Source organism: Pseudomonas fluorescens (assembly GCF_902497995.1).
Classification (GTDB): Bacteria; Pseudomonadota; Gammaproteobacteria; order Pseudomonadales; family Pseudomonadaceae; genus Aquipseudomonas; species Aquipseudomonas fluorescens_BK.
Window position 1 is genome coordinate 314,366 of record NZ_CABVII010000001.1, and the last position, 15,463, is coordinate 329,828.

At 55.7% G+C, this 15,463-nt stretch carries 20 protein-coding genes; 15 read left to right on the forward strand and 5 right to left on the reverse strand.

From position 1 onward, the window contains the following. Positions 1–232 precede the first annotated feature (232 nt). Positions 233–457, reverse strand: coding sequence for a helix-turn-helix transcriptional regulator (locus F8N80_RS01420; RefSeq protein ID WP_150783053.1), 225 nt, complete (start codon positions 455–457; stop codon positions 233–235). A gap of 102 nt (positions 458–559) precedes the next feature. On the opposite strand from F8N80_RS01420, the gene F8N80_RS01425 reads away from it, so the two are divergent. The 8 genes from F8N80_RS01425 (at position 560) to F8N80_RS01455 (ending at position 4,775) form a co-directional block, all read left to right on the forward strand. After that, the gene (locus F8N80_RS01425; protein WP_150783054.1) at positions 560–1,282 is read left to right on the forward strand and encodes an XRE family transcriptional regulator; all 723 of its coding nucleotides are present in this window, start codon (positions 560–562) and stop codon (positions 1,280–1,282) included. A 76-nt stretch (positions 1,283–1,358) separates the two neighbouring features. Next, complete coding sequence (locus F8N80_RS31075; RefSeq protein ID WP_191632838.1) at positions 1,359–1,532, forward strand: hypothetical protein; 174 nt, start codon at positions 1,359–1,361, stop codon at positions 1,530–1,532. Then, positions 1,529–2,119 carry a hypothetical protein gene (locus tag F8N80_RS01430; RefSeq protein WP_150783055.1) on the forward strand — a complete coding sequence of 197 codons (591 nt, stop codon included), beginning with the start codon at positions 1,529–1,531 and terminating at the stop codon, positions 2,117–2,119. Before F8N80_RS31075 ends, F8N80_RS01430 begins: the two co-directional genes overlap by 4 nt. Before the next feature lie 8 nt (positions 2,120–2,127). Beyond that, positions 2,128–2,412 (forward strand): phage antirepressor KilAC domain-containing protein, encoded by a 285-nt coding sequence (locus F8N80_RS01435; protein WP_150783056.1) that lies wholly within the window; start codon positions 2,128–2,130, stop codon positions 2,410–2,412. Positions 2,413–2,570: 158 nt separating this feature from the next. Then, entirely contained in the window at positions 2,571–2,897 is a 327-nt protein-coding gene (locus tag F8N80_RS01440) for a pyocin activator PrtN family protein (RefSeq protein ID WP_150783057.1), read from the forward strand. 52 nt (positions 2,898–2,949) lie between these two features. After that, complete coding sequence (locus tag F8N80_RS31080) at positions 2,950–3,492, forward strand: hypothetical protein (protein WP_191632848.1); 543 nt, start codon at positions 2,950–2,952, stop codon at positions 3,490–3,492. After that, on the forward strand, positions 3,482–3,724 hold the full coding sequence (locus tag F8N80_RS01450) for a DUF4224 domain-containing protein (protein ID WP_150783058.1): 243 nt from the start codon (positions 3,482–3,484) through the stop codon (positions 3,722–3,724). The genes F8N80_RS31080 and F8N80_RS01450 overlap by 11 nt, the downstream gene beginning before the upstream one ends. 1 nt (position 3,725) lies before the next feature. Then, positions 3,726–4,775, forward strand: a complete 1,050-nt coding sequence (locus F8N80_RS01455) for a tyrosine-type recombinase/integrase (RefSeq protein ID WP_150783059.1) — start codon at positions 3,726–3,728, stop codon at positions 4,773–4,775. Between the two features lie 320 nt (positions 4,776–5,095). Here F8N80_RS01455 and F8N80_RS01465 read toward each other — a convergent pair whose 3' ends face one another. Next, positions 5,096–5,743 (reverse strand): hypothetical protein, encoded by a 648-nt coding sequence (locus tag F8N80_RS01465; protein ID WP_150783060.1) that lies wholly within the window; start codon positions 5,741–5,743, stop codon positions 5,096–5,098. 452 nt (positions 5,744–6,195) lie between these two features. On the opposite strand from F8N80_RS01465, the gene F8N80_RS01470 reads away from it, so the two are divergent. From F8N80_RS01470 to F8N80_RS01495, 7 genes are all read left to right on the forward strand, one after another. Then, positions 6,196–7,026 carry a hypothetical protein gene (locus tag F8N80_RS01470; protein ID WP_150783061.1) on the forward strand — a complete coding sequence of 277 codons (831 nt, stop codon included), beginning with the start codon at positions 6,196–6,198 and terminating at the stop codon, positions 7,024–7,026. A gap of 113 nt (positions 7,027–7,139) precedes the next feature. After that, positions 7,140–7,682 (forward strand): hypothetical protein, encoded by a 543-nt coding sequence (locus tag F8N80_RS01475; RefSeq protein WP_150783062.1) that lies wholly within the window; start codon positions 7,140–7,142, stop codon positions 7,680–7,682. A 1,012-nt stretch (positions 7,683–8,694) separates the two neighbouring features. After that, entirely contained in the window at positions 8,695–8,904 is a 210-nt protein-coding gene (locus F8N80_RS01480; protein WP_150744315.1) for a hypothetical protein, read from the forward strand. 265 nt (positions 8,905–9,169) lie between these two features. After that, positions 9,170–10,501, forward strand: a complete 1,332-nt coding sequence (locus F8N80_RS01485; RefSeq protein WP_150783063.1) for an MFS transporter — start codon at positions 9,170–9,172, stop codon at positions 10,499–10,501. Between the two features lie 44 nt (positions 10,502–10,545). Beyond that, a complete protein-coding gene (locus tag F8N80_RS31085; RefSeq protein ID WP_191632839.1) occupies positions 10,546–10,704 on the forward strand; it encodes a hypothetical protein in 159 nt (52 codons plus the stop codon). 230 nt (positions 10,705–10,934) lie between these two features. Further along, positions 10,935–11,135, forward strand: a complete 201-nt coding sequence (locus F8N80_RS01490; protein ID WP_150744317.1) for a hypothetical protein — start codon at positions 10,935–10,937, stop codon at positions 11,133–11,135. 152 nt (positions 11,136–11,287) lie between these two features. After that, positions 11,288–12,028, forward strand: coding sequence for a metallophosphoesterase (locus F8N80_RS01495; protein WP_150744402.1), 741 nt, complete (start codon positions 11,288–11,290; stop codon positions 12,026–12,028). A 90-nt stretch (positions 12,029–12,118) separates the two neighbouring features. Here F8N80_RS01495 and F8N80_RS01500 read toward each other — a convergent pair whose 3' ends face one another. The 3 genes from F8N80_RS01500 to F8N80_RS01510 form a co-directional block, all read right to left on the reverse strand. Next, entirely contained in the window at positions 12,119–12,775 is a 657-nt protein-coding gene (locus tag F8N80_RS01500) for a trypsin-like peptidase domain-containing protein (protein WP_150744318.1), read from the reverse strand. 355 nt (positions 12,776–13,130) lie between these two features. Further along, positions 13,131–13,328, reverse strand: coding sequence for a YbdD/YjiX family protein (locus F8N80_RS01505; protein ID WP_150744319.1), 198 nt, complete (start codon positions 13,326–13,328; stop codon positions 13,131–13,133). Between the two features lie 14 nt (positions 13,329–13,342). After that, positions 13,343–15,400, reverse strand: a complete 2,058-nt coding sequence (locus tag F8N80_RS01510) for a carbon starvation CstA family protein (protein WP_150783064.1) — start codon at positions 15,398–15,400, stop codon at positions 13,343–13,345. Positions 15,401–15,463 lie beyond the last annotated feature (63 nt).

A 15,463-nucleotide genomic window follows, 5' to 3' on the forward strand; every position in this document is an offset into this window, starting at 1 on the left:
CTCAAGATCGAAACCGGCACCGTGCCGAGGCAAACGATCCGTCGTTCACCTCTGGCGCAACAGCTGCCCAATCTGTGGTGGAGAAGGCAGCAACCCAAGACATCCGTGCCTTGGCAGCGCGATAAAGGTTAGCGGTTCGCATGTGGTGTGCCCGCCTACCTTTACCGCGACCCGACAGCACTGTGGTGGTGTGTGCCGGGAGGAACTGGGCGACCCTCGGGTCGCCTTTTTTCTAGGCCGCTTTGGGAATATCCGATTCCGGAGGGAATACGTCATCAAGCGAGCAAACAGCCCCCAACCGATTCAGTGCAGCGGTAATAGCTCGGCACTCACTGAGGCCTGGCGTTCTATGACCAGACTCGTAGTTGCTCAGCCTTGTCTGAGTCCAACCAAGAAGCTCACCCAAATCCCGCTGCTTTATCTGCGCCTCCTTTCTGAGGCAGGCAATTCGGTTCATGAATCTGACTCCTTTTGACTTCGCACACTCTAAACACGTAACGTGATTATTTCAACACGATAAGTGAGAAAAAAACATTTCAATACGTGATAAAAAACCGACATGGAAACTTTAGGCTCCCGCATCAAGCGGCTCAGAAAACAGAACGGTCTCACCCAGCAGGGTTTGGCTGCGGCCTGCGGCTGGTCGTCGCAATCTCGGATCGGCAATTATGAGAGCGATCTCAGAGAGCCCAACCTAACGGACCTGATGGTGCTCGCCCCAGCATTAGGCGTATCCGTTGCTGACTTAATCAGCGGCACCGGATCGCAACAGCTGATTGCGTCTGCCTTGGGCAACGTCGCCCCTCCCATCTCGACCTGGTCGCCAAATACAGCTGGAAGCGCGGTTAGACCCTTAGGCCCTACAAAGGAAGGAGTGGTGCCAGTGGTCGGCACAGCAAAACTGGGGATGGATGGCTACTTCGAAGCGTTAGATTTCCCTGTCGGGCATGGCGATGGCTACTTACACATTTACAGCGATGACCCGAACGCCTATGGCCTTAGAGTTATTGGTGACAGCATGCACCCTCGAATCAAAAGCGGTGAGTACGTTCTCATTGAACCGAACAAAACATACCTCACCGGCGACGAGGTCATGGTTCAAACCTATGACGGCCGCTCAATGATTAAAGAGTTCATCTATTTAAGAGACGGCGTATATCGATTCGACAGCGTTAATCAGGATCACAGCCCCATTCACCTAGACCAGAACGATGTTTCGAAGGTCCACCTAGTCGGCGGGATTCTGAAATCATCACGGTTCGCTCACGACAAGAACGATTAATCACACATCGTGTTGACATGATAAACACAATACGTGATATTTGCCTCACTCTTCCACCACAGAGCGAGGCAACACCATGCACACCACAGCCACTCTGCACGTCCATCCGGCCGTTGCTGATCCGTTCCGCATCTTCGAGATTCGCCGCTTAGCCCGCGATTCCGGCTGCACGTTCATTGCTGCCAAACCCAAACAAGCCCACACCACGCCCACCTCGTTTGATCCAAACGACGGAGGGCGGGCAGCATGAACAAGTTCAAGCTCGATAATCGAACCCTGCAACTGCTCAATGCCCAGGTCAATCTGAGCGAGACCTTCAATCACAAGCTGCGCTCCACACCACTGAGTGTCGTACTGTCGCTTAGCCTGAAGGTTGAGCGCAGCAAATCGGACACGCTCTTCACCGTAGTACTGGGCGGCGAACGCCACACGCTGACCCTGCAGAACGGCCCCAAGATGCACCTCAAGTTGGCCAACTTTATCGAAGAAATCGCCAACGGCCCTGTCGATTCCAGCAACACGGTAGAACTGCAGCCACCTCCTCACGCAAGCCGTCGATATGCCGCGTTCGATGCCGAGCACAAGCAGCAAGTGTTCGAGCTGGTACGCACTGGTGGTGCTCTAAGCCTCGACATGGGCTTTGAACTCCCGATACAGATCGCCATCCATCGCAACCAAACGCGCACCGGTGTCACCACCATCATGAGTATTGGCGTGAAACGGCCACGCACCAAATGCTTCACCGTGTGTGGGACCGAGGTAGAGATGTATGAAAAAGTTATCGAATGCATCAACCACCTGGCTGCCGTGGCGACTCCCGCGGCGCATGCAGCTTAGGAGGAACGATGGAGCGCACCCTTGCCCAAACTGCCAAATACCTTGGCACTACCCGTCCCAAGCTAATCACCCTGATGCGCAACAAAGGCCTGATCAACGAGAGCAATTTGCCGGCCTATCCGACCCGCGACCGAGAGTACCTGCGCGTCAAAGACAGCAACTGGTATCACACCGAACTGGGCATGCAATACAGCCAGTCGACCCGTGTGAAAGAACCAGGCATCCAATGGCTGGCTGCACAACTCGGCCTCGAACTTCCCGCTATCCCGGTCGACAACCGTGACGTGGCCTAGGGAGTTCGCCCGCCAAATCGTCGCAATGCGCACTCGCGAGGAACGCAACGCTGCGCTCCTCGAAGTGCCTGAGCATTTGCGGGAGCTGACCAAGCGCCATTGCCTCAACGCGTGGAACCATCCAGCACGACAACAACGCATGGAGAGCCTGAAGATCGATGAGTAGTGACAATCAACCCATATTGCGGCTACTGCCAGCACCGGATTCGGCCACCGTAGAGCTGCTCTACCGCACCTTCGGCGACGTGCTTATCCCCCTGGAAAAGCTGCGCGTGCAGTACTTCCGCAACCTTAACGAAAAGACGCTTCTGACGGAGATAAGTAGCGGCCGCATCCAGCTACCCGTCACCACGCTCAACAACAGTCGCAAGGCACTCAAGTTTGTGCATATACGCCATGCCGCTGCCCTGATCGATATCCGCGCTTACAAGGCCGATGAAGAGATGGACAGGAACCAAACCGGACCATCCGAGCAAGACGACTAACCAAACAACGGCTGCCACCACCAGCCAAGCAAAACCGCCAGGAGCACACCACATGACCGCAATACAAATCTGCGCGCTGCTCAGCCTCATATTGGGCGCCACCCTTCTCTACTGGGTCGGTTATCGAGGCGGCTTGATCGATGGCCGTGCCGAGGGCCACCGACCATCAGCGACCGATGGACCAACTGGCGATCGAACATCGGTGGAAAGCGGCATGAAGAGCGACCAGCACACCACCGAAGCCTCGACCGCTTTGCTCCGCAACGTCGGCATGGTCGACGCACAAGAAACAAAGATTCTCTGCTGCGCAGCAGCAGGCATTACTAAGCCTGTCTGCGCCACTGCCGAGGCACTTATACCCCACGAAAAGCTGCGCGAGGCAGGGCACCTTGATGCAACGCTAATCGCTCAGAATCGCCTGCCCGCGCAGCCTGCTGTGGGGTATACGCACCCATTAAGCGCGAGATTCGTGCCCAATGTATCCGATGGCCAGCGGCTCAGAACCGTCGAGGCCGCCTCCCATCAAAAATGCAGCAAACACCACCAAATCGAAGGCATCGAGCAACGGGTCAGGGAGATCAATCATGGAAGCTGAAATCCTTTCGGACGAAGAGCTGGCGCATATCACCGGCTACAAGGCCAGGGCCTACCAACGTCGCTGGCTGGATGATCGCCAGTGGCTCTATATCGAAAGTCGTGGCAAGCGCCCATTAGTAGGAAGGATGTACGCCCGGATGAAGCTCGGCGTGATCACGCCAACCAATATTACCCCCACCCCATTGCCAGCCGCGCCCGCATGGACGCCCGACTTCTCGCGAGTGAACTGATATGCGCCCCCGCAAAAACGCAACCCGCCATTTACCGCCTCGGATGTATCAATGGACGCGGCCACGAAAGAGCGGGAAAACCTGGATCGCCTATTACTACCTGGACTCCACAGGAAAGGCGATCCCACTGGGCAAGGATCTCGACAAAGCCAGGCTCAAGTGGGCGGAGCTCGAAACCAAGGAAATACCACTGGACTTGCGGACTATGAAGGGGATCTTTGACCGCTATATTCGCGATATCGTCCCGAAGAAGGCGCCCCGCACGCAAAGAGACAACCTTTCAGAGATCAAACAGCTGCGACCACTTTTCGACAATGCCCCCATCGACTCAATCACACCGGCCACGATCGCTGGCTATCGGGATGCTCGAACTGCAAAGGTCCGGGCCAACCGTGAGATAGCCACGCTCTCTCACGTATTCAATATGGCGCGTGAGTGGGGTCTTACCTCCAAAGAAAATCCCTGTCAGGGCGTACGCAAAAATAAGGAGACGCCTCGGGACTATTACGCAAATGATGTGGTTTGGGATGCTGTTTACAAGAAAGCAGCTCAAGAGCTGAAAGATGCGATGGACCTTGCCTACCTGACAGGGCAACGGCCGGCCGATGTCCTGGTCATGCGCAAGGATGATATAGAAGGGGGGTATTTGATGGTGCAGCAGAACAAAACGCACAAGAAGCTGCGTATCCAGATGACTGCCAGCGGTACGGAAAACAGCCTAGGTATGCTGATCGCAAAAATCGCAGAACGAAACGCTCAGCACGTATCGAGCTACCTGATTGTGAGTGCGCGTGGGAAGCGTATGACTGCCAAGATGCTTCGCGACCGCTGGGATAAGGCCCGGGAAAAGGCCAAGAAAGAAGCGATCGAGACTGGCGACACGCTGCTTGCTGGAAGAATCAGCAGCTTTCAGTTTCGGGACATCAGGCCAAAAGCCGCGTCGGAAATTACTGACATCGGAGAGGCGAGCCTGCTCTTGGGGCATACCAAGGGTGACATAACTGAACGCGTTTACCGTCGCGTTGGCGCCATTGCGAAGCCGTCAAAATAGTGGAAAACGAGTTACAAGACGCTGAATTGATCAAGATAACGCTGGCGGTGACACCAGCTTCAGATCGTCGCCGCAATGACTACTTTCCGCCGATTCTGTTGAAAAATTCGGCCATGGCTTTCGCAACAGAAAAGCATGCGTCTGAGATTGAAATTTTTACTTCCGAGAGAGGTTGCCAGACTCAGATTTCACGTGGCAGCGTCCTAGTAAGGCGTTTTCACCGATCGCTTTCCTGGCCGTTTCAGAAAACCGACTTTTTCAACTCAATTGGCCAAAAGCGGTCACCCAGACACGCCGGAAAGTGGAAGCAGGTTCAGGATTCAATCGTCAGGATCGAGCGGTAGAACAACATTAGTTTTTTCCGCGAAAGCGTTTCGGCGGGATATATATTCTTGTCGCAACTGCTCCGCGATGTTCATTTTCTGTTGAAGCATTGCCCCTGCAAGGCTCGTGTTCATCAGTACCACCGGCTTCTGTAAATCAAACGTCCTCAGCAATTTACCCATCTCAATGAACTGCTTCTCTAGATTGTTTAAGCTGGTCAACATTGACTCTAGGATTCCCACTGCGACTGGATCACCGACGGATTTGAAGTCCACCATTTTGGATTGTACTGCCGCGTGAGCAGCTCCAATAGACTCCTGCACTCGCAGGAGTTCCACTCCATCCATTTCACGTACACCGAAATTCACCGAGGTCGCTCTACGGAAGGTATGGCTCAAAATTTCGACTGCCAAATCATGGGCTTTCCTTTGCTTCGTTGGGAACCCGATTGCATCGGCGATGGTGCTGAGCGCTTCCGTTTGCCCGGCGACCCACGTTACTAGGCTGCCCACGAGTGCGATTCCTAGTATCAAAGGATGACGCTTGATTTTCTCGATAGCGCGCTCAAAGGTGCCTCTATCCGTAGGTAAGTCCTGATCATCCGATCTTGGTTGATTCCGACTTGGCGTTTTGTCTGGTTCCATAATCCCCACCCTTAGGGAGTTGGTATCTAATGGAGGGGCAGCATTTTTTCTGATTCAGCGTTTCTAAAATGTCCGGCACCGACAACCGATAACAAAAATTTGTATTCTGGAAAATATAGCAGCTCCCCCTGCTCTATGGAGACCGCTTTGGGGTCGATCTCTACCTACCCCCGACAGGCAGCTATTATATGGGGGTCGTTTGCGGCCTTTCGTGACAGGCAGAAATCGGCCACGAGCAGTCATTGAGTTCTGCAAGAACCATTCGAAATAAGCCAAATCGAATAGCCCTCAGCAGTTTTTAGCTGAGCCTAATCAAGCAGTCTGGACTATCCTTCCAGGGTGCATAACCCATACGAAGCTTCAACGACACGGATTGTTACCTCCCATGTCGGAATTTCGTTACATCCACTTGAACGTTTAAAGGTAGTCCTTGAGCACAAAGGAAGCGGGAAATGACCGAAAGCGATCAGCAAGCGGCAGAGGTCGAGCGACTCTCGATGAAAATTGAGAGGATGAAGCTCGAGCAAAAGCGAAAAGAAGTTGATGCCGCTGCCAAGCCACCGCAAAAGGCATGGTGGACGAGCGCCATAGAATTTTTGGCTCTGCCGGCCGCGGTTATCGCTATTGTTTCTCAGCTAACAGGGACAATTGGCTCTGTTCATGACCAAGAAAAAACACAAGCTGAAACGCAGAAAATCAGAACTGAAGAAGTTAAAACAAGGGCAGAATTAGAAGGACTGCTCGATGACCTCGCTCAAAAAAAACAGGCAGGAGTAGAATCTTATCGAGCCGAGATCGAGAAAACACTGCCGCAACTTCAAGACACTCTCACACGGCTTCGATCTATAAAGGCCGATTCGGATCGTGCTATATTGGAGCGAGCGCTGCCGAAATACATACTTCTTTGGGTTCTATTTCATGCTGTAGGGCTGATATTTGATGTAATAGCGCAAGCATGGAGTGCCTTGTTGACCAGTGCATCAATGGCAGTATTCAACCGTCGCAGGCCGTCAGACTCTAACGCGAAAAAAATAGCCCGATGGGACCAAGTAATGCGCACGACCCAATGGATTATCGCCTTCGCGGGAATGATCCCTAACATTCTACGCTGGTCGATTCAGCTGTCTATCTTCCTTGCCCTAATGGTTCCGCTATTCAACGAAACTGCGCATCTTTTGGGGTCTGATACAACATTCGACAGCATTGTGGAACTTGCAAAACATCTCGACCTGAGCGGAATAATCGAAAAGATGCGAGAGATCATGTTCGATGTGCATCGCTAGTGCTTTCTAACAATCGGAACCAGCCTACGGGCTCACCTTCGCATAGCTGCGGCGAGCTGGCAGGCTGAACTAGGACGGCACGCGCCTGAGTCATTGGATCTAGGGGGTTAACCATGCAGCCAGAGTCTCTATCTACTATTGCTGGTCCGACCGGAGTTGGTTCGTTGTGTATGCTCGGTCTGTTTTTGCTTTTCGACGGGCGAGCGCCATCGCTACTGCCTACTTTTGAGGAGTATGCGAGGACAGCTACCTGGGGCATTGTTGCGGCATTGCCTGTGTTGGTAATGGCATATGTTATTGGTCTTTTTCTCAGCGTCATCGCTACTGCAGCAATTCAATATTTTTTTGGACCTGATTTTTCTCAAGAGGCAATAGATATAGCATCGCTTTCTAAGCTTTCTGTCGACAAGACTGCGGCAATTCAGGTCTACTTACAACTTCTAGCTGATCGAACAACTTTGGCAGGTTCTGGCGTAGCATTGCTATTTCTTGCAGGTGGAGCAATCAGCGAGATTGATAACCTACAAAATTTAAAAGTAACAATATGGGCCATAGCTGTCGGGGTGGGCCTTCTTTCTGTAGCAATGATTTGGCTGGCAGTACAGAAGGGAGTTCAAGCGCATACAATTGCGCTAACTATGTCGGCGGCGCTATAGCGCTGCCTAACAAGTCGCTCAAGCGGACAGTGCTACGTGCAGCATTAAACGAAACAGAAAGGACAGCTGGATACTATTCAATCTCTCTCGAAACAAATGGGGACTCTGCGTTAAAACTATTTCGTTGTGCGGAGGCTTGGTTGGCGCTTTATAGAAAAAACGCCGGTAGCTAGCGTGTGACGGTCGCCCGGGCTCGTCTAGCTCCTACATAAGTCAATCACTAATTAGGTGCGGAACGCCCTATCCGCCGGATTACCTCAGGGCTCTACTACAATGACCGGCAACTTTGAGTCGAACTCGGTGGCTCGTGACAGACAGCAGTGGGCCAGAAGCGAGCCTGCTCTTGGGGAATACTGAGGGCGACATATCTGAACGTGTTTACCGTCGCGTCAGCGCCATTGCGAAACCGTCAAAATAACGGAAAAACGCGTTACAAAACGCTGATGCCACCCCTTGTAGAATGCGGCCTGCAGCGGAGCCAAAAAATGATCGTATTAGAACGAAATCAAGCTACAGGCCACGAATTACGGGCGCTTGTATCTCGGACTTGAAAACCGTCGACTGTAACAGGTCCATGAGTTCGAATCCCATCGCCTCCGCCATATTTGTACCGACAAAGCCCTGATTATTCAGGGCTTTGTCGTTTCTGGGGTTTACTCGAGGGAAGCCAGCCGGTGATGCGTTCCATAACGATTCCGGACGTGTTCCATAACTCGGCCGAAGATACTTGAGCCCAGGCGTATTGACTGAGCATCGCCAGGAAGCATGCATCACGACATTCGGCAACCTGTCACGCCTTCGTCACATCCACCCAGCACAATGCGGGCAGCCAAAGGGATTTGGCCACGTGTACAGAGAGCCCGCCTTGTGCGGGCTTTCTTGCTCCTACCTTGACCCTATTCATTCAAACGAATAGTTTTGGGGTGTTCATTTTATGGACCCCGTTTGAAGCCCGCCCACAAGCGGTTTTTTTTGCCTGCTACGCTTTCCTCAAGCAAAGGAGGATTAAGCCATGTCTAACCCCGACCTCATTCCTTCCCTGATCTACAAGCTCAACGAAAACCAGCTTGCCATCGCGGCAGCCGTTGAGGACCTTTCAGTCTGGATTGAGCAGCTGCACGGTCCCGCCGAGGATGCCGTCAGGATCCGCAGCTCTCTAACCAAGCTCGATGAGAACCTGGAGTTCATCACACGCGGGGTCGCCGAACTGATGAATGATTAAGGCTGTCTGGCGCCGGGCTTTTCGTATCTGCCTATCGCTGGATGCGGCCGCCATCTGCCCCCATTTGCCCCCATTTGCCCATTTGCCGTTTACTCATGGCCTCGCAATGCACTTGCTGCCTTGATCCACTACCTTCGGCACGAATCATGCGTACTCCATTCGCAACAAGTCGGTCCTGACTATGCGGATGACACTTTTGAAGTGAGCCGTTTCAGTCGCTGCCCCGATAATCGAAAGCTTACCAATGGAATGTCGAGGGTTCAGCATGACAAGCGCAGCTCAGGTCAGCCCGCAAACACTGAGAAAAGTAATTGTCGCTGCCGCCATCGGCAATTTCGTCGAGTGGTTCGACTTCGCCGTCTACGGTTTTCTGGCGACGACCATCGCCCAGCAATTTTTCCCCAGCGGCGATGCCAGCGTCGCCTTGCTCAAAACCTTCGCGGTGTTCGCCGTGGCCTTTGCCTTCCGGCCGCTGGGCGGGATTTTCTTCGGCATGCTCGGTGACAGGATTGGCCGCAAGAGAACCCTGGCCATGACCATCCTGCTGATGGCGGGTGCGACGACCTTGATCGGGTTGTTGCCCACTTACGCCGCTATCGGGGTCATGGCGCCGATCCTTCTGAGCCTCATCCGTTGCGCCCAGGGCTTTTCCGCCGGGGGCGAATACGCAGGTGCGTGTGCCTACCTGATGGAGCATGCCCCCAACGATAAAAGGGCCTGGTACGGCAGCTTCATTCCGGTATCGACCTTTTCCGCCTTCGCCGCGGCAGCCGTGGTGGCCTACGCGCTCGAGGCGTCATTATCGGCCGAAACCATGGGTAGCTGGGGCTGGCGCCTGCCGTTCCTGATTGCCGCGCCGCTGGGCCTGGTGGGTCTTTACCTGCGCTGGAAGCTGGATGAAACCCCGGCTTTCCAGGCGGTGACCCAGGAACATGCGGTTGCACATTCCCCGCTCAAGGAGACCTTGCGCAACCATGGCGCGGCTATCTGCTGCCTGGGTGCCTTCGTGTCGCTGACGGCGCTATCGTTCTATATGTTCACCACCTACTTCGCTACCTACCTGCAAGTCGCGGGCGGTTTGAGTCGTGCAACGGCGTTGCTGGTGTCGCTGATTGCATTGATCTTCGCCGCGGCGATCTGCCCGCTGGCCGGGCTGTATTCGGACCGGGTCGGGCGTCGGGTTACGGTGATGACCGCTTGCGCCCTGTTGATCGTGGCGGTGTATCCCTCGTTTCTGATGGCCAGTTCCGGATCGTTCGCAGCCTCCATCATCGGCGTCATGCTGTTGGCGATTGGCGCGGTGTTGTGTGGCGTGGTCACCGCGGCCCTGCTCTCGGAAACCTTCCCCACCCGTACGCGCTATACCGCGTCGGCTATCACCTACAACATGGCCTACACCCTGTTCGGCGGCACTGCGCCGCTGGTGGCGACGTGGCTGATCAGCACCACCGGCAGCAACCTGTCGCCAGCGTTCTATCTGATGGCTGTTGCGTTGCTCGCGCTGGCCGGTGGTTTGGCGCTGCCGGAGACTTCAAGGATTTCCCTGCATGATGTTCCGACGAGGGGCAATGGCGTAGAAGTGGACGCCACGGCCTGAGCCTGCCTCGGCCGAGGATTCGTCACGAAAAGCCCACCCCGCCCATGCAACGCGCCGAGCACATGGCGCTGTTTCAGGGTGGGCCGACCGAGGCCTTCGAGTGGTTCAAGGTTGGCCGGGCGATTGGCAACGTTCGCAACCAGGGTTCGCAGGTGGTCGAACCTGTGGCCGGGATCGATGGCCGCAAGGGCGACCCTAAGTGAGCGTGACCGCAGAAACGGATATGTCCCCCCAAAACCATCCGTCTTTAACGCAAACCCACCATTCGTCGCCTATGCTAAGGGTAGCGTCAATTACCCAACCCTCTCTGGCTCAAGGATTGCAAAGGCCGGCCATAGCAGCCCCAGATCGACGTATTTCTGACGCGGCAGCACTCAAATCAATGTTCAAGGACGCCAGCGATACGCTTGGTCAGTCACTCGGGGGATGTAACGTGTCAACTCTCAATGAAATCGCCGCGAATCACGCAAGAATGGCTAAAATACTGGCAGGAGAGTCGACCGAAGTGTGCGAGCGACAGCCCCAGGTGGTGGGAGGTTTTGAAGTTTCATCCATCGATGAGCACCAACACATTCCCCTGCACCTTATCGCTGGTAAGCAGGACAACAATCTCGGACAAGCTACCGGCTTCTGACTTCGCTTGATCGGTGTCGGGTAGCTTGATGGCTTGATGGCTTGATGTTCGCCAGCAAAACCGGCACCGACACCGTACCTGTCAACCACCACTTCCCGGCCTGGACTCAACGGACTACCAGCCCGCCGGTGTGTGGTGGGCAAGGCATTCCCATGTTCGAAACCAGAGAAGTGCAGCGCTTCGCCGCCAATCCTGCCGGCCGCGACTTGGCCGTGGGCGACATTCACGGCCACTTCACCCGGCTGCAGGCTGCCCTGGAGGCTGCCGGATTCAACCCCTCCATCGACCGCCTGTTCAGCGTGGGCGACCTGGTCGACCGCGGGCCGCAATCACTGGACGTCGATGAATGGCTCCTGCGCAAGCCCTGGTTTCATGCAGTGCGGGGCAACCATGAGCAGATGACCGTCGATTCGCACGCCGCCGGCCGCACCAGCGCTGAACGCGGCTTGCACTTTATCAATGGTGGTGCCTGGTTCTACGGCCTGTCGGGCGGCGAGCAGGCCTATTACGCGGGCATCCTCGCTGACTTGCCCTTGGTAATGGAGGTCGAAACGACGCAAGGCCTGATCGGAATCGTGCACGCGGATGTTCCACGGGGAAGCTGGGGGCAAATGACCCACTCGTTATCCGGCTCGGCGATGGAGGCCGAGCAAACAGCCACGACCCTGCAGTGGTCACGCCGGCGCATCACCGACAGCGACCCCGGCGGCGTTTCTGGTGTGCGCGCTGTGGTTGTAGGTCATACCCCCCTGCCTCAGCCGGTCATCCTGGGCAATGTCTACCACATCGATACCGGCGGCTGGTTGCCGGAGCGGGGTCACTTCACCCTGCTGAATCTGCAAACGCTCGAATTCATCCCCGCGACACCACCAGGCCAAAGCCGGCACTGGTAACAGGTCCCGACGCACAAGTAGCGTCAAATGCCTTGCGGCCCCCATCCGCCGGGCACCGGCATGCAGCATTCCAACCCTGAGAGGAAGCCCCTACTTCGCGACATATTTCGTGCCGTGCGGATCATCAAGCTTCGCCTGCAACAACCCCCACTCGCGCAGAATGATCGAGTAAGGCACAAAGATACTCATCCTCTCGGCGGTATTGACCCCGGGGTAGGCGCTCACATCGTTCAAGGTGGTGGAATAGAACCCGATATTAATGCCAACGACACTGCCGTCACTACCGACGACCGGCCCACCGGACATGCCCTTGATCAACGGGGCATCATGGATAGCGTACAGATCGCCGCTGTGTTCATCGGTATTGATAAAAGGCGTTGGATACACCTTGCCCTTACCGGTGGTGGTCATCATATAAGGACTTCCCCCCACGGCCGTGATGCGCTCGCCCACACGCGGTGCGCGCCAGGACGGGGAGCGGCCATTAGCCTTGTGCTGGAAGAAAACCAAATCGCAACCTGTGCTGCAGCTGTGCTCCACGCTGGAGATCAACGGAGTGTGGCGGGTGGTGACGGCGTAGTCCTCGTTCCATTGTACCGCCGAGGCCATATAGGCATACGGCAAAGGAAAGCCCGAGAAGACTAGAAAGTATAAATCGCTGGTAGCTCCCGAAAGATCGGGTTTAACGATGCCATTGCATCCTGCAGCTAGAACTCCTATTAGAAAGCACGCCATGATCCTGATCATGATGTATCACCGACTTATAGGGAGGAGATGTTTTTTTGTCAGTTTTCTGTCGCCTCCCTGCGCACCGGGTCATAGGCCTGATTAGCCATTGATTTTACTGAACCAGCTGTTATTTATGGTTGACGCTTCAATAACGTGCACAACTGTTTTGCACTAATGTCAATCGCTTTTTGTTTCAACCGGACAGCGCAGATATCTGGCGTCAACACGCTGGCGATAATGAGAAGAGAAATAGAGCGCCTATATGTTTGGCTCCGAATTTCTTTTATCGCCGCGCAAACGAAAACGCCGCTCGAATGGGCGGCGTTTTCGGTTTGCGCTTAAAAACTGTAGGAGCAAGCTTGCTCCTACAACATCAACAGCACTTGGGCCCGCTCTTGCTACCGTAACGGGCTTCCTGACGTTCGCGGAAGAATAGCTCGTAGCTCATCACCGGTTTGTCCGGGTGTTTGTTTTGCATATGCTCGACGTAGTTGTCGTAGTCGGGCATGCCGACCATCAGGCGCGCGGCCTGACCGAGGTATTTACCGAGGCGACTCAGGTCATTGAACATGCTGCAATCCTCGATCAAGCATCCGGCAGGGCCTGGAACGGTGCTTCTTTATCCGTACGTTCCTTGGTGCCCCAGGCGGCAATGCCGACCTTGAGTGCAAAGAACAGGATGCTGAAGACCACGAACAGGAACAGCGCCGTCAGCGTTGCGTTGGTGTAGGCGTTGTAGATCACGTGCTGCATCTGCTCAATGCTCTTGGCCGGTGCCAGCACTTGACCGTTGGCCAGGGCATCGCTGTATTTCTTCGCCAGCGCGAGGAAGCCGATCGCCGGGTTGGCGTCGAACAGCTTGATGAAGCTGGCGGTGGTGGTACAGATCAGCAGCCAGACCGCTGGCAGCAGGGTGACCCAGACGTAGCGCTGGCGCTTCATCTTGATCAGGACCACAGTCGCCAGCATCAGCGCGATCCCGGCCAGCATCTGGTTGGAGATGCCGAACAGCGGCCACAAGGTGTTGATGCCGCCCAGCGGATCGATCACCCCTTGGTACAGCAGGTAACCCCACATGGCTACGCAACCGGCGGTGGCGATCAGGTTGGCGGTCCAGGACTCGGTGCGTTTCAGCGCCGGTACGAAGGAGCCGAGCAAGTCCTGCAGCATGAAGCGTCCGGCACGGGTACCGGCGTCTACCGCGGTGAGGATGAACAATGCTTCGAACAGGATCGCGAAGTGGTACCAGAACGCCATGGTGTTTTCACCCGGCAGGAGACTGTGCAGGATCTGCGCGATACCGACCGCCAGGGTCGGCGCACCGCCGGCACGGGCCAGGATGGTGGTTTCACCGATGTCCCTGGCCACCGCTTGCAGCGCTTCCGGGGTAATGGCGAAGCCCCAGCTGCTGACGGTCTGAGCGACCGAAACGGCATCAGACCCGACAATTGCCGCCGGGCTGTTCATGGCGAAGTACACACCCGGCTCGATCACCGAAGCGGCAACCATCGCCATGATGGCCACGAAGGACTCCATCAGCATGCCGCCGTAACCGATGTAACGGGCATGGCCTTCGCTGGCCAGCAACTTGGGCGTGGTGCCCGAAGCGATCAGCGCATGGAAACCCGAGACCGCGCCACAGGCGATGGTGATGAACAGGAACGGGAACAGACCACCCTTCCACACAGGTCCCGTGCCGTCGATGAACTGGGTCAGTGCCGGCATTTTCAGCTCAGGCATGGTGACCAGGATACCGATCGCCAGGGCGAGGATGGTGCCGATCTTGAGGAAGGTCGACAGGTAGTCACGGGGTGCCAGGATCAGCCATACCGGCAACACCGCAGCGACGAAACCGTAGCCGATCAGCATCCAGGTGATCTGTACGCCGGTGAAACTGAAGGCTTTGGCCCAGACCGGATCAGCGGCAATCTGCCCACCGAGCCAGATCGAACCGAGCAGCAACGCCACACCAATCACCGAGATTTCACCAATACGGCCCGGACGGATGTAACGCATGTAGATGCCCATGAACATCGCGATCGGGATGGTCGCCATCACCGTGAACATGCCCCACGGGCTTTCGGCCAGGGCCTTGACCACGATCAGCGCCAGCACTGCGAGGATGATGATCATGATCAGGAAGCAGCCAAACAAGGCGATGGTCCCGGGAATGCGGCCCATTTCTTCGCGGACCATGTCGCCCAGGGAACGGCCATTGCGGCGGGTGGACAGGAACAGGACCATGAAATCCTGAACCGCGCCAGCCAACACCACCCCGGCAATCAGCCACAGTGTGCCGGGCAGGTAGCCCATTTGCGCCGCCAACACCGGACCGACCAGCGGCCCTGCGCCAGCAATGGCCGCGAAGTGGTGACCGAAGAGCACGTGTTTGTTGGTCGGCACGAAGTCCAGACCATCATTGTTGAGCACGGCGGGCGTCGCTCGATTGGGATCGAGCTGCATCACCTTATTCGCGATGAACAGGCTGTAGTAGCGGTATGCGACGAGGTAGATAGCGACTGCTGCGACGACGATCCACATGGCGTTGATGGCTTCGCCGCGGCGCAGGGCCACGACACTCAGCGCGAACGCTCCCAGGACAGCCACGGCAAACCAGGCGAGGTGTTTAGCCAGACGGGGCATAGTGTGTCTCCTGCCGACAGCCAGTGAACTGCGGCGGTAATTTTTATAATTGTGTCCGCTGAG

Coding starts and splice junctions, on each gene's coding strand:
- F8N80_RS01420 (WP_150783053.1), bottom strand. CDS start 457: ATGAACCGAATTGCCTGCCTCAGAAAGGAGGCGCAGATAAAGCAGCGG.
- F8N80_RS01425 (WP_150783054.1), top strand. CDS start 560: ATGGAAACTTTAGGCTCCCGCATCAAGCGGCTCAGAAAACAGAACGGT.
- F8N80_RS31075 (WP_191632838.1), top strand. CDS start 1,359: ATGCACACCACAGCCACTCTGCACGTCCATCCGGCCGTTGCTGATCCG.
- F8N80_RS01430 (WP_150783055.1), top strand. CDS start 1,529: ATGAACAAGTTCAAGCTCGATAATCGAACCCTGCAACTGCTCAATGCC.
- F8N80_RS01435 (WP_150783056.1), top strand. CDS start 2,128: ATGGAGCGCACCCTTGCCCAAACTGCCAAATACCTTGGCACTACCCGT.
- F8N80_RS01440 (WP_150783057.1), top strand. CDS start 2,571: ATGAGTAGTGACAATCAACCCATATTGCGGCTACTGCCAGCACCGGAT.
- F8N80_RS31080 (WP_191632848.1), top strand. CDS start 2,950: ATGACCGCAATACAAATCTGCGCGCTGCTCAGCCTCATATTGGGCGCC.
- F8N80_RS01450 (WP_150783058.1), top strand. CDS start 3,482: ATGGAAGCTGAAATCCTTTCGGACGAAGAGCTGGCGCATATCACCGGC.
- F8N80_RS01455 (WP_150783059.1), top strand. CDS start 3,726: ATGCGCCCCCGCAAAAACGCAACCCGCCATTTACCGCCTCGGATGTAT.
- F8N80_RS01465 (WP_150783060.1), bottom strand. CDS start 5,743: ATGGAACCAGACAAAACGCCAAGTCGGAATCAACCAAGATCGGATGAT.
- F8N80_RS01470 (WP_150783061.1), top strand. CDS start 6,196: ATGACCGAAAGCGATCAGCAAGCGGCAGAGGTCGAGCGACTCTCGATG.
- F8N80_RS01475 (WP_150783062.1), top strand. CDS start 7,140: ATGCAGCCAGAGTCTCTATCTACTATTGCTGGTCCGACCGGAGTTGGT.
- F8N80_RS01480 (WP_150744315.1), top strand. CDS start 8,695: ATGTCTAACCCCGACCTCATTCCTTCCCTGATCTACAAGCTCAACGAA.
- F8N80_RS01485 (WP_150783063.1), top strand. CDS start 9,170: ATGACAAGCGCAGCTCAGGTCAGCCCGCAAACACTGAGAAAAGTAATT.
- F8N80_RS31085 (WP_191632839.1), top strand. CDS start 10,546: ATGCAACGCGCCGAGCACATGGCGCTGTTTCAGGGTGGGCCGACCGAG.
- F8N80_RS01495 (WP_150744402.1), top strand. CDS start 11,288: ATGTTCGAAACCAGAGAAGTGCAGCGCTTCGCCGCCAATCCTGCCGGC.
- F8N80_RS01500 (WP_150744318.1), bottom strand. CDS start 12,775: ATGATCAGGATCATGGCGTGCTTTCTAATAGGAGTTCTAGCTGCAGGA.
- F8N80_RS01505 (WP_150744319.1), bottom strand. CDS start 13,328: ATGTTCAATGACCTGAGTCGCCTCGGTAAATACCTCGGTCAGGCCGCG.
- F8N80_RS01510 (WP_150783064.1), bottom strand. CDS start 15,400: ATGCCCCGTCTGGCTAAACACCTCGCCTGGTTTGCCGTGGCTGTCCTG.